A 12,936-nucleotide genomic window follows, 5' to 3' on the forward strand; every position below is an offset into this window, starting at 1 on the left:
CACCGCGCGCATATGCGGTGGCAATCGCCGATTGTGCATCGGCGGCGCGTTCCGCCTGCCCTGAAACCATCGCTGAAAAGGCGCGGCCCACCCGGTCCCAGCGATTGTCGCGGTCCATCGCCCAATAGCGGCCGATCACCGTGCCGACCCGCGCACCCTCCGGCAAACCCGCCAGCAAGCGCCCGATGTACTTAGGCGCCGAATCCGGTGCGACATCGCGCCCGTCAGTGATCGCGTGGATAACAACCGGAACCCCAGCGCCAGCGACTGCCGTTGCCGCAGCGATCACATGCGCAACATGGCCATGCACCCCGCCGTCAGAAATCACCCCCATCAGATGCGCCGCGCCGCCTGACGCTTTCAACCGCTTGATGAATTCCAAAAGCTGCGGGTTCTGCCCGAAAGAGCCTTCCTCAATCGCCAGATCAATCGCTCCCAGATCCATCGCCACCACGCGGCCGGCGCCGATATTGGTGTGGCCGACTTCGGAATTGCCCATCTGCCCACGCGGCAACCCCACGTCAGGGCCGTGGGTGATCAGCGTTGCATGTGGGCAACTGGCCATCAATCGGTCAAAATTTGGCGTCCTCGCCAAAACCGGCGCGTTGGCGCTGACATCCGCATTCAAGCCCCAACCATCCAGAATGCACAGGACAACGGGTTTCGGAACTGCCATGGCGCGGACCTCTGCACTGATTTCGCCCGGTTTTACGCTGTGCTGACGCATTCGGCAACCGGGCGCATTGCTATCGGCCAAAGGATCGCTACTTCCAGCTTCATCTTGGTAAAAATACCTATACCCCAGCAACCAAGCGATATCACAGTCGGTGGTAAGGACTGCCCGCCAAAATTGACGCCGCGCGGTAAAGCTGCTCTGTCAACATCACCCGCACCAGCATATGCGGCCAAACCATCGCCCCGAAGGACAGCGCAAAATCGGTCCCTTCCCGAAAAGACGGCGCCAGCCCATCCGCACCGCCGATAACAAAGGCAACATCCTGCCGCCCTGCATCGCGCCAGCGGGCCACATGATCGGCCAGTTCAGGGCTCGAAAGCACACGCCCGCGTTCATCCATTACGACCGTAAATGCCCCCGATGGCACGGCACGCGACAAAAGCACCGCTTCCGCTTCCATGCCGCCAGCTTTGCGGTCCTCGACTTCAACTTCCGCCAAAGGGCCAAGCCCCAACGCCCGGCCCGTGCGGTTGAACCGCGTCACATAATCGTCAATCAATTCGCGCTCTGGCCCGGTCCGCAACCGGCCCACGGCGCACAGATGCAAGCGCATCAGTCTTCCTCGCGCACGCCGATGCCCATATGCCCGCCGGGCTGCCACATCTTTTCGAGGTCGTAAAACTCGCGCACTTCAGGACGGAAAACATGGACGATCACATCGCCTGCATCCAGCAGAACCCAATCGCCGGTTTCTTTGCCTTCGGTCTTGCAGACCATGCCGAATTCATGCTTCAGCCTGTCGCCGAGTTTTTCCGCTATCGTCACCACCTGCCGCGTCGATCGACCGGAGCATATGACCATATAATCCGCCATGTCAGAGCGCCCGCGCAGATCAATCTGTACCACCGCTTCGGCCTTGTCATCCTCCACTGAGGCGATGATTCGCGCCAAAAGCGCCTCGGAACCAGGTGGATGTTCGGAATGGGCCGCGTCGGTCACGGGCGCAGCCCTTGGGCCGACAGGCAGCCCGGTCGCAGGATCAGAATGAGACAGGACATCACCCTCCAGTATTTCGCGCGCCAGCCCATGCCATCAATGGCCCGCCCCCGGCGCAGGGCATGTGTCGCAAAGTATCACCCTGCGGCGGAAACCTCAATCACAGCAGGGCGCAAGGTGCAAGCCGCGAAGCGGCAGCAATGAACCATTCTCCGCCGGCCGCCTGCGAAATTCACACATCCCCCACCAGGGGATTTTTCGACGTATCGCCCAACATCCGCACCTCGCGCTGCGGGAACGGGATCGAAATGCCATGCGCCTTGAACGTATCCCACAGCGCCAGATAGACGTTGCCGCGAATATTGGTCAGCCCTGCCGTCGGATCAGAAATCCAGAATCGCAGGATGTAATCCACGGAACTGTCACCGAAGCCCACGATATGACACACTGGCGCGCGGTCTTTCAGTACGCGGTTCGCACTCAGCGCCGCCTCGATCGCCAGCTCGCGCACTTGATGCGGATCGTCGCCGTAAGCCGTGCCGAAAAACAGGTCAAGCCGTACAAAATCATGGCTGTGCGACCAGTTCACAACCTGCCCGGTGATCAGATCCTCATTCGGGATCAGGTATTCCTTGCCGTCCCGCGTGACGACGGAGACATATCGCGCACCAAGGCTTTCAATCCAGCCGAAGGTATCGCCAAGGCTGATGACATCGCCGGGCTTGATCGACTTGTCGAGCAGAATGATTATGCCTGACACAAGGTTCGACACCACCTTTTGCAGGCCGAAACCGAGGCCAACACCGATGGCACCGGACAGCACCGCGAGCCCGGTCAGATCGAAGCCCACCGCCTTCAATCCGATGAAGATTGCACCACCGACAAGGAAAAGCTGCGTCGCCTTGATCGCCAACACCTGCATGGAGGGGCTGATATCCGGGTTCTTGCGGATGCGACCGGTCACTGTCCGGGTCAGGAACCGTGCGGCGGTTACCAGAAGCCCCGTCACGATCAGCGCCTTGATCACCGTAAGCGCCGACAGCCGGAATTCCCCGAAGGTGATCGCCAGACTGTCCAGAAACGACAGTACACCTGCATCGAACCCGAGGATCAGCGCAACAACCCAGATCCCCGCGCCCCATGTCACCACTCGCGAGACAAAGCGGTTCCCGATCAGTTTTGCGGCAAGGTTCACGACCAGCAAAGCGATTGCAATACTGGCAGCCACTTCGATCAATTGGCTGCGAGAGGGCCAGGTGACCTGATGCATGACCCAATAGGTCAGCCAACTCAACACCGTGAAAATAATCAATGTCATGTTGCGATCAACGATTACCACCCAGCGCAATTGCCATTTGGCAAGCCCCTCATGTTCGCGCGCCCAACCCGTCAAGCGGCGAGAGGCGATGCCGCGCAACAGCCATGCCGCCACCAGCAGAACAATAATTCCCGCAACCTGATAAAGCCGCCACGGCACCATCAAGGAGAGCACGAAATCCTCACCTTGGGAAATCAGTCCCGTCGTTGCGTTCAGGATCTCCGGGTCGATCTGTTCGGTTGGGTCCATCCGCGGCAATTTCCTTTCGGGGCGTGGGGCTTCGTTTACTTTAGGCCGCACTGTCACTGTTGCCAATCATATTGCCCCCGCTCACGAAAAAGCGTATGACATGACGCATGATCCGCTTTTTCGACATCGATGATCGCGCACGCTTGCCTTGGCGTTTTTTTGGCCAATGCCGGTCTGTGCTCGCGCAGGGCTGATCGCCGCCGGTCTTTGCCGTTCGCGGCCCCCAATCCCATTCCCCCAGCTATATGAGAGACCTGAGCCATGAAAGCTCGTACGCTTTACGACAAAATCTGGGACGATCATGTCGTCCACCAAGCCGAAGACGGCACCTGCCTTTTGTATATCGACCGCCATTTGGTGCATGAAGTCACCAGCCCACAGGCGTTCGAAGGGCTGCGGATGACGGGCCGCAAAGTGCGCGCGCCGGAAAAAACCATTGCCGTGCCGGACCATAATGTGCCGACGACATTGGACCGCGCCAATGCCGCGACCATGACCGAGGACAGCCGGATTCAGGTGGAGGCGCTGGACAAGAACGCCAAGGATTTCGGCGTGCATTACTATCCGGTGTCCGATGTGCGCCAGGGCATCGTGCATATCGTTGGCCCGGAACAGGGCTGGACCCTGCCTGGCATGACTGTGGTTTGTGGTGATTCACACACCGCCACCCACGGCGCATTCGGCGCTTTGGCGCATGGGATTGGCACCTCGGAGGTGGAGCATGTTCTGGCCACCCAAACGCTGATCCAGCGCAAGGCCAAGAATTTCAAGGTGGAAATCACCGGCAGCCTGCGCCCCGGCGTGACCGCCAAGGATATCACGCTGTCGGTGATCGGCAAGACCGGCACCGCAGGCGGCACCGGTTATGTCATTGAGTATTGCGGCCAAGCCATTCGCGAGCTTTCGATGGAAGGCCGCATGACCGTGTGCAACATGGCGATCGAAGGCGGGGCACGGGCTGGTCTGATTGCCCCGGACGAGAAAACCTTTGCCTATTGCATGGGCCGGCCGCATGCCCCGAAGGGCGCTGCGTGGGAGGCCGCGCTGACCTATTGGAAAACCCTGTTTTCCGATGAGGGCGCGCAGTTTGACAAGGTTGTCACCCTGAAAGGCGAAGATATCGCACCCGTGGTCACATGGGGCACCTCGCCCGAGGATGTTTTGCCGATCACCGGCACCGTCCCCGCCGCGTCCGATTTCAAAGGCGGCAAGGTGGAGGCGGCGCAGCGGTCCTTGGATTATATGGGCCTGACGCCGGGGATGAAGCTGACCGATATCAAGATTGATACGGTTTTCATCGGCTCTTGCACCAACGGCCGGATTGAGGATTTGCGCGCCGCTGCCGCAATATTGAAAGGCAAAAAGATCAAGGACGGGATGCGCGCGATGGTGGTGCCGGGGTCCGGCCTGGTGCGGGCGCAGGCCGAGGAGGAAGGTCTGGCACAGATTTTCATCGACGCCGGTTTTGAATGGCGACTGGCTGGCTGTTCGATGTGCCTTGCAATGAACCCCGACCAACTCGCACCGCAGGAACGTTGCGCCGCAACCTCCAACCGCAACTTTGAAGGCCGCCAGGGCCGCGGTGGCCGCACGCATCTGCTGTCGCCTGCGATGGCCGCCGCCGCTGCCGTTACCGGGCATTTGACAGATATTCGGGAAATGATGGAGGAGTCGGTCTGACGATGCGCGCGCCTTCCCTCGGGTCGCTATTTCAAGAGCGACCCATGCAATACGGCCTTCGCGGCGATCCCGGCCTTTGGGATGAATTGGAGGCGCGCTTTGCCGCGACACCAATGCCCGATAGCTTTGCAGCCCTGTGGCATTTGCTTGAGGAAGGGTATCAAGATGCTGTCGGTCAACCGCTCATCCAACCGGATTTCGTGCATGTTGAGCGTTTCAACCGTGGCGGCATGTCACAAGGCGCCGTTTCGCCCGAAGCATGGGCCGAACGGCTTTTCCCCCTGATTTCAAATCGCTTTGCCGCGCATTGCCATCGGCAATCGTCGCAACACACCGACCGCAAGAGGTAACACCATGACACCTTTCGACAAACTCACCGGGGTTGCCGCCCCTATGCCCTTGGTCAATATCGACACCGATATGATCATCCCCAAGCAGTTCCTGAAAACCATCAAACGCTCTGGCCTTGGGGCCAATCTGTTTGATGAAATGCGCTTCACGCAGGACGGAGCAGAAATTCCGGACTTTGTGTTGAACCAACCCGCTTATCGCAAGGCGGAAATCATCGTGGCAGGCGACAACTTTGGCTGCGGCTCCTCGCGCGAACATGCGCCTTGGGCGCTTTTGGACTTTGGCATCCGCTCGGTCATCTCCACTAGCTTTGCCGACATCTTCTATAACAACTGCTTCAAGAACGGCATCCTGCCGATCGTGATGCCGGAAAACGTGGTCAAGGTCTTGATGGAAGACGCGCGGCGCGGCGCGAATGCACGCATCACCGTTGATCTGGAGGCGCAGACCGTCACCACCTCTGACGGGCAGTCCTTTCCGTTCGAAGTGGACGCCCACAGAAAGCATTGCCTTATGAACGGCTTGGACGATATCGGGCTGACAATGGAAAAAGCAGCGGCGATTGACAGCTATGAGTCGAAAGCAGCCACCCAACGCCCTTGGGTCTAAGACAGACCAAACCACAACATCTGGGGTCGCCCGCCGGGCGGCCTTTTTTTTAACCATAATTTGATGCAATCAAGCGACACATTTTCCGCCAAACCGCCATAAAATTTATGTTTTCTTTCGGTCATGGTTGCGTGGCTATTCGAAAGAAGGCACAATTTGGGCAAGATTAAGGCAGACCGCCACAATGCGCGGAATTACGCTGGGACAAAAGTACGGCATCGTATCGTACTTGCCCTGAATGAGGATAGAGCAGCAGTGCTTTCGCAATTCACCGGCGCGCTTATGCGGGCCTGCATCATGATGGTGCTTGTCGCCACGCCTTCCGTGCTTTTGCCGGGCGTAACGGCCGACGGAAAACAAATGGTGGCGCTGGTTGCGCTGTTCGCGGGCGTGCTGACCTTTGTTGAATACAACGCGACCTATCCCGGTTTGATCGAGTTTCGCGACGCCCCACCCTATAACCGCACCCGCGTTCTGATGCTGCTCAGCATCGTTTTCTTCCTGTCGATCATGGCTCGCAATGAGGTCGCGCCCTCCACCCTCGCCCGGTTGTTTGAGGCGATTGGCGTTGTGATCGGGCGCGCGTTGGATTTCCCCTATTCCCCCGTCCGCCTGCTGACCCTGACACTGGCCAGTCATGACTCCCCGGTTCATCTTGCGATGGTGCGCAGTGCCGCCGGCGTGGCCTATCTGTTTTCGATTTTTGCGCTGGCGATCTTTGCACTCCTGCTGCGCATCAATGACTGGCCGTCGCAGAACGGGGCGTTCAATGTGTGGATCAACTTGCCGACCTTTGATCCGACGGCCGGGGGTGATGTTGTGACACGGCTGGAACGCGACGCACGGTTCAACCTTGCTTTGGGGTTCCTGCTGCCGTTCCTGATCCCTGCTATTGTCAAGTTCGGCGGCATGGGGCTCGGTGCGATTGATTTGCACCACACGCCAACACTGGTCTGGCTGATTGCGTCCTGGGCGTTTCTGCCTGCATCCTTGTTCATGCGCGGAATTGCAATGACCCGGATCGCGAGCATGATCCGTCATAAAAGAGAGCGCGGCGTCGAAAAAGCGGTGCCGGGCTACATTCCCGCTTGATCCGCCTTTGGGCGGCACTATTGCTGCTTGCCAGCGCAAGTTTGGCCCAGTCCCCACCTGACCGCCTGCGCATTGCCACCTATAACCCCGATCTGCACCGCAAGGGGCCGGGTCTGCTGCTGCGCGACATCCTGTCTGGCAAAGACCCGCAAATCATCGCCGTTGTCGAAACCGTTGCCGCGTTGCGCGCCGATGTTCTGGTCCTCACTGATTTCGATTTTGATCATGATCTGGTCGCCTTGGCGGCGCTGGCCGCAGCGTTGGCGGCTGAAGGCAGCCCCTACCCCTACCGTTTCGCGATCCGTCCAAACACTGGCATGACAACGGGATTGGACCTTGATGGTGATGGTCGCCTTGGCGGGCCGGCCGATGCGCAAGGGTTCGGGTTTTTCGCAGGTCAAGGCGGCTTGGCCGTTCTATCGCGCCTGCCGATTGACCGCGAAGCGGCGCGCGATTTCAGCGAGTTCCTGTGGACGGAACTACCGGGCAACCTGATCGGCGACAGCCTGTCGCCCGAGGCGCGTGCTGTGCAGCGCCTGTCCAGTACCGCACATTGGGATGTACCGCTGATCCTGCCCAATGGTGAGCGACTTTCGTTGTTGATCTGGCACGCCACGCCACCGGTGTTTGACGGCCCGCAAGACCGCAATGGCCGCCGCAACCATGATGAGGCTGCATTCTGGCTGCACCTGCTGGACGGGGCTTTGCCGATGCCCGCCCCCAAGTCGCCTTTCATCCTGCTGGGCGAAGCGAAACTTGACGCGATTGATGGCGATGGTCGTCAGGCGGCAATCAATGCGTTGATCCGTCACCCCAAACTGCAAGATATTGCGCCCAGAGGCAAAAGCACCCATTACGACACGGGCCAGAAGGGTGACCCGGCCATGGATACCGCGCTTTACGATTTCGGAGGCCTGCGGGTGGATTATGTGCTGCCCTCCGCCGATCTGACAGTTCTGGACTCGGGGGTGCTCTGGCCAGTTGAGAACACGCCATTGGCCGAGACAACCGCCCGCGCCTCTCGTCACCATCCGGTTTGGGTCGATATAGCCCTGCCCTGAGCCCGCCTGCCGCTTGACCCTGCCGGACCAAAACGCTAGGCCAACCGCAACCCATTTCCATTGAATTTACAGGAGCGTTCCTTGGCCAATCCTTCCCTCCTTATCCTCGCCGGTGACGGCATCGGCCCCGAAGTCATGGCCGAGGTCAAAAAAGTGATCACATGGTTCGGCGACAAACGTGGCGTGCATTTCGATGTCTCCGAAGATCTGGTCGGCGGCTGCGCCTATGACCAGCACGGCACCCCGTTGCATGACAAAACCATGGCGCGCGCGATGGAAGTGGACGCCGTGCTTTTGGGTGCGGTTGGCGGCCCGAAATATGACAACCTTGATTTTTCCGTTAAGCCGGAGCGTGGGCTGCTGCGTCTGCGCAAGGAAATGGACCTGTTTTCAAACCTGCGCCCGGCCCAATGCTTTGACGCGCTTGCCGATTTTTCCAGCCTGAAAAAGGAGATCGTCGCCGGTCTCGATATCATGATCGTCCGTGAACTCACCTCCGGCGTCTATTTCGGCGAACCGCGCGGAATTTTCCCGGATAACGAAGGCGGGCGCGTTGGCGTCAACACCCAGCGCTACACCACCAATGAAATCCGTCGTGTTGCCCGCTCGGCGTTTGAGTTGGCCAAGCGCCGCAACAACAAAGTCTGCTCGATGGAAAAGGCCAATGTGATGGAATCCGGCATCCTGTGGCGCGAGGAAGTGCAATGGGTGCATGACAACGAATATCCGGAGGTGGAACTGTCGCATATGTATGCCGACAATGGCGCGATGCAGTTGGTGCGCTGGCCGAAGCAGTTTGACGTGATCGTGACAGATAACCTCTTTGGCGATCTGTTGTCGGATTGCGCGGCGATGCTGACCGGTTCGCTTGGAATGTTGCCGTCGGCCAGCCTTGGCGCGGTGCAGGAAAATGGCCACCCCAAAGCGCTCTATGAACCGGTCCACGGCTCCGCCCCCGACATCGCGGGTCAGGGCAAGGCCAACCCGATCGCCTGCATCCTGTCGTTTGCCATGGCGCTGCGCTATTCTTTCGATATGGGCGACGATGCGACCCGCGTGGAAAAAGCCGTGGAGAAGGTATTGGCAGATGGCGCGCGCACGGCCGATCTGATGGGCAAGGACGGCGGCACCCCGATCAGCACATCTGCAATGGGCGACGCGATCTTGGCGGCGCTGGACGCGAGCCTCTGATCCTTTCCGGGAATACTTCCACCCTCCGTCGATGGGATTGCCAGGAATTGCTTTGCTGCGGTTTCTGGTAATGACAGGGCGCGGCCCTTGCATTTTAGCGCTAACACGCTCATCAGCAGGGGTGGAACGGTTGGGCAAATCGAGACTGTCATGCTGGAAGCGAAATCAAACCTCAAAGGCGCCATGTTGGCCCTGTTCGCCTTTGCGATTTATTCCACGCATGACGTGTTCGTCAAATTTCTGGGCGGGACATATTCACCGATCCAGATCATCTTTTTCTCGGTCACCCTCAGCTTTCCATTGGTGGCGCTGATGCTGATCAGCGACCGCAGCGATGGAAATCTGCGCCCGCACCACCCATGGTGGATATTTCTGCGTACCGTTTCCTCGATTTGTACTGGTTTCACGGCGTTTTATGCGTTCTCGGTGCTGCCTTTGGCGCAAACCTACGCGATCCTGTTTGCCACTCCTTTGCTGATCACCTTGCTTGCGATTCCAATTCTGGGCGAAAAGGTAGGGGTTCGCCGTGGCTTGGCCGTAGTGGTCGGCATGATCGGCGTTATGATTGTGCTGCGCCCGACCGGGGCGCAACTGGGCTGGGGCCATGCCGCAGCCTTGACCGCGGCGGTCGCCTCCTCCCTGACTTCGGTGATCGTGCGCAAAATCGGGCAAGTGGAACGGGCGGTTGTGCTGCTCTTGTTCCCGATGCTGGCTAACTTTGTTGTCATGGGTGCGGCACTGCCCTTTGTCTATCACCCGATGCCGATAGAACATCTCGGCATGGTCGCGGTCATTGCGTGCTTTGGCTTCATCGCGGGGTTTTTCACCATCAAGGCCTACCGCGCCGCCGAGGCGGTGATCGTGGCACCGATGCAATACAGCCAGATGCTTTGGGCGGCATTTTACGGCTATCTGATTTTCAACGAAGGCATCGACCGCTATACCCTGATCGGCGCAAGCATCATCATGGCCAGTGGTGTTTACATCGTGCTGCGTGAAGGCCGCGCCAAAACCTCTCGCAACACGCCGGTTCTGGAGTCACGCTCGCGCCCCGAAACCGGGATCCTGCCACGCATCAGCCTGATGCTGAAGCGTTGAAAGCTGCTGCCGATGTCGCAAAGAAATTCGTCAGACGGCGCCACCCGCCCTCTTGCAAAACCGAGATGATCGGTTTAACCCCCGCCTCACGGTCGGAGCGTAGCGCAGCCTGGTAGCGCACCTGCTTCGGGAGCAGGGGGTCGGAGGTTCGAATCCTCTCGCTCCGACCAGATTTCCCGGCTTCCAGCAATTGTGTACGCCAACCTTTGCGCACACACTAACAACTCAATATGCAACGTGTGAACAACGCAGACGCATCTTGCCCACGGCATGTTCAACGTATTTGGCATAAACGAAACGGAGGTTGAGCATGGAACTTCTGACGGAAAGATTGCGGCTTCGGGCCTTCGAACCCGCGGACCAATTGGCAAATATTGCGATGAACCTCCAGAGCGAAGTCATGCGCTGGCTCGGAGGGCCACGTAGCGCAGACAAAACACTTGCCGAGACTGAGTATAACAACCGGACGTTGGGCGAATTTGGCTATGGTAAGGTCGCCGTCGAGCGCCGAGCGGACGGAGCATTTCTTGGTGTGTGTGGATTGTCTATTGAGGATTGGTATCCCGACGATCTGGAAATCGGCTGGCGGCTCTTGCCCATACATTGGGGGCAAGGCTATGCAACAGAGGCTGCAAAAGCATGGATTGCCCACGCCTTTTCAACACTCAATTCAGCGCGGGTAATCTCAATCAGCGACGTGCCAAATCAGCGATCAATTGCGGTCATGGAACGTCTGGGAATGAAATTGGACCATACGGGTGAGCTGGAAATCGACGGCGACAGATTTGAAGCAGTGGTCTATGTGTTAGGAAACAAAGATTTGGCATAGGTGGACCGCGATAGAGTCTGAGTTTTATTACTCACCTATCAGCAGCGGGCCAAAACTCGCGTTGCTTCCGCGTGATCGCAAGTTTGTCGATCTCCGATGTGCATCAAGGGCTGCCAAACCGACGAAGGCTTTGGGTTGCGCCTACCAAAGACCGGTTTTTCCGTTGAGCGAACCCTCACGAAAAACCCCCACGCCACATGGCGCAGGGGGTTTCATATCCGCTTACAGGTGATCAATTCTAGCGACGCGGATCAATTCCGTCGTCATCCTCGTCGTCATCCTCATCAGCTTCCGGCAGGTTGAAGAAGCTGTCCGCGTCGGAATAATCGGCGGACTTTTCTTCACGGTCGGCATGGGTGAAATTCTCCAGCCCCGCGATTGACGATGGCATTTTCGGCTCGTCCGGCATACCCAATGACTGTTCAGTGGAAACCAGCTTGCGACGTTCATCATCCGACATCACAGTGCCTTCTGCGGCTTTCTTGCGAACGGCGACCTGAACCGCGGCATCAAGTTCGGTCTGCTTGCACAGGCCCAGCGCTACCGGGTCAATCGGGGTGATGTTGTTGATGTTCCAGTGCGTCCGCTCCCGGATTGCCAGAATCGTCGGCTTGGTGGTGCCGACCAGTTTGCCCACCTGACCATCGGTCAGTTCGGGATGGAATTTCACCAGCCAAAGGATCGCCGCCGGGCGGTCCTGACGTTTGGAAAGCGGGGTATAGCGCGGACCGCGACGTTTTTCCTCACCCACAGCAGAGGCGATGAATTTCAACTTCAGCCGATAGGCGGGGTCAGCCTGACCTTTTTCAATCTCACCGGGTTCCAACTGGTTGTTAGATACCGGGTCAAAACCTTTGACCCCGGTGGCCACATCCCCATCGGCGATGCCTTGCACTTCCAGCTCATGCATGCCGCAAAAATCCGCAACCTGCTTGAAGGTCAGGGTCGTGTTGTCCACCAGCCAGACGGCGGTTGCTTTGGACATCAGTGGCTTGTTCATCGCAACACTCCTTTACAATTCCCTTCCGTGCCGGGAAAACGGCTGCGGGCGGTGCCTCGCGTCTTCGTCGTTTTCGGGGAAGTCTGGGATGCATATAAGGGGCCGTGCAGGCAGAGGAAAGAGAAAATGCGTATTTTTGGGGTGGTGATCGGGCTTGTTGTGGCGTTTTCGGGCGTGATGGCGCGGGCAGATGGCGAAAAAGCCGGAAATTTCGACTATTATGTGATGGCGTTGAGCTGGTCTGCGAACTGGTGCGCGCTGGAAGGCGATGCTCGCGGAGAAGACCAATGCCTGCCGGGAAAAGGGTTGACCTTCACACTCCACGGGCTTTGGCCGCAGTTTGAGAACGGCTGGCCCGCGTATTGCCGCACGACTGCGCGCGATCCGTCCCGCAGCCAATCGGCAGCAATGCAAGACATCATGGGCGGCGCGGGGCTGGCGTGGTATCAGTGGAAAAAGCACGGGCGCTGCGCCGGCCTGTCGGCGGAGGACTACTATGCGACCGCGCGCAAGGCTTATGGCTCCGTCGTGATCCCGGATATTTTCACCAAGATCAACAAGTCGCTTGATGTTCCCGCGTCGGTGGTCGAGGAGGCTTTTCTGGCGGCAAACCCGAAGCTGAGTAAGGACATGGTGACTGTTACTTGCGAGGCAGGAATGATTGAAGAAGTACGAATCTGCCTGAACAAAGACCTGTCACCGCGCCCTTGCGGCAGCGACACCATCCGAGATTGCACCTTGACAGACGCGGCTCTGGGGGCGGTTCGGTAAACCCTGCCACTCGCC

General features: G+C 58.6%; 13 protein-coding genes, 1 tRNA gene and 1 pseudogene. 10 read left to right on the top strand and 5 right to left on the bottom strand.

Going from position 1 to position 12,936, the window contains the following annotated elements:
- The 4 genes and pseudogenes from L0H65_RS00315 to L0H65_RS00330 all read right to left on the bottom strand — a co-directional run.
- Positions 1–676 (bottom strand): annotated as a pseudogene (locus tag L0H65_RS00315) (2,3-bisphosphoglycerate-independent phosphoglycerate mutase); the annotation flags it as partial.
- A gap of 142 nt (positions 677–818) precedes the next feature.
- On the bottom strand, positions 819–1,289 hold the full coding sequence (rlmH, locus tag L0H65_RS00320) for a 23S rRNA (pseudouridine(1915)-N(3))-methyltransferase RlmH (protein WP_301456770.1): 471 nt from the start codon (positions 1,287–1,289) through the stop codon (positions 819–821).
- The gene (gene rsfS / locus L0H65_RS00325; RefSeq protein ID WP_367651961.1) at positions 1,289–1,618 is read right to left on the bottom strand and encodes a ribosome silencing factor; all 330 of its coding nucleotides are present in this window, start codon (positions 1,616–1,618) and stop codon (positions 1,289–1,291) included. The genes rlmH and rsfS overlap by 1 nt, the downstream gene beginning before the upstream one ends.
- A 286-nt stretch (positions 1,619–1,904) precedes the next feature.
- Positions 1,905–3,239: a mechanosensitive ion channel family protein gene (locus tag L0H65_RS00330; RefSeq protein WP_301456772.1), complete on the bottom strand. Its 1,335-nt coding sequence runs from the start codon at positions 3,237–3,239 to the stop codon at positions 1,905–1,907.
- A gap of 261 nt (positions 3,240–3,500) precedes the next feature.
- Here L0H65_RS00330 and leuC point away from each other — a divergent pair, with 261 nt between their 5' ends.
- From leuC to L0H65_RS00375, 9 genes are all read left to right on the top strand, one after another.
- The gene (gene leuC / locus L0H65_RS00335) at positions 3,501–4,919 is read left to right on the top strand and encodes a 3-isopropylmalate dehydratase large subunit (protein WP_301456773.1); all 1,419 of its coding nucleotides are present in this window, start codon (positions 3,501–3,503) and stop codon (positions 4,917–4,919) included.
- Between the two features lie 44 nt (positions 4,920–4,963).
- On the top strand, positions 4,964–5,269 hold the full coding sequence (locus tag L0H65_RS00340; protein WP_301456774.1) for a hypothetical protein: 306 nt from the start codon (positions 4,964–4,966) through the stop codon (positions 5,267–5,269).
- A gap of 4 nt (positions 5,270–5,273) precedes the next feature.
- Positions 5,274–5,879: a 3-isopropylmalate dehydratase small subunit gene (gene leuD, locus L0H65_RS00345; protein ID WP_301456775.1), complete on the top strand. Its 606-nt coding sequence runs from the start codon at positions 5,274–5,276 to the stop codon at positions 5,877–5,879.
- Positions 5,880–6,176: 297 nt separating this feature from the next.
- Positions 6,177–6,971: a hypothetical protein gene (locus L0H65_RS00350; protein WP_301456806.1), complete on the top strand. Its 795-nt coding sequence runs from the start codon at positions 6,177–6,179 to the stop codon at positions 6,969–6,971.
- Between the two features lie 65 nt (positions 6,972–7,036).
- Complete coding sequence (locus L0H65_RS00355; protein ID WP_301456807.1) at positions 7,037–8,032, top strand: endonuclease/exonuclease/phosphatase family protein; 996 nt, start codon at positions 7,037–7,039, stop codon at positions 8,030–8,032.
- Between the two features lie 81 nt (positions 8,033–8,113).
- The gene (leuB, locus tag L0H65_RS00360) at positions 8,114–9,223 is read left to right on the top strand and encodes a 3-isopropylmalate dehydrogenase (protein WP_301456776.1); all 1,110 of its coding nucleotides are present in this window, start codon (positions 8,114–8,116) and stop codon (positions 9,221–9,223) included.
- 150 nt (positions 9,224–9,373) lie between these two features.
- Positions 9,374–10,321 (top strand): DMT family transporter, encoded by a 948-nt coding sequence (locus tag L0H65_RS00365; RefSeq protein WP_301456777.1) that lies wholly within the window; start codon positions 9,374–9,376, stop codon positions 10,319–10,321.
- A 93-nt stretch (positions 10,322–10,414) separates the two neighbouring features.
- Positions 10,415–10,491, top strand: a tRNA-Pro gene (locus tag L0H65_RS00370).
- Positions 10,492–10,631: 140 nt separating this feature from the next.
- Positions 10,632–11,150: a GNAT family N-acetyltransferase gene (locus L0H65_RS00375; RefSeq protein ID WP_301456778.1), complete on the top strand. Its 519-nt coding sequence runs from the start codon at positions 10,632–10,634 to the stop codon at positions 11,148–11,150.
- A 238-nt stretch (positions 11,151–11,388) separates the two neighbouring features.
- On the opposite strand, the gene L0H65_RS00380 is transcribed toward L0H65_RS00375, so the two are convergent.
- A complete protein-coding gene (locus L0H65_RS00380) occupies positions 11,389–12,150 on the bottom strand; it encodes a DUF1013 domain-containing protein (RefSeq protein WP_301456779.1) in 762 nt (253 codons plus the stop codon).
- 126 nt (positions 12,151–12,276) lie between these two features.
- On the opposite strand from L0H65_RS00380, the gene L0H65_RS00385 reads away from it, so the two are divergent.
- Positions 12,277–12,921: a ribonuclease T2 gene (locus L0H65_RS00385; RefSeq protein WP_301456780.1), complete on the top strand. Its 645-nt coding sequence runs from the start codon at positions 12,277–12,279 to the stop codon at positions 12,919–12,921.
- Positions 12,922–12,936: the final 15 nt, after the last annotated feature.

The organism is Pseudorhodobacter sp., assembly GCF_030452865.1.
Lineage (GTDB): Bacteria > Pseudomonadota > Alphaproteobacteria > Rhodobacterales > Rhodobacteraceae > Pseudorhodobacter.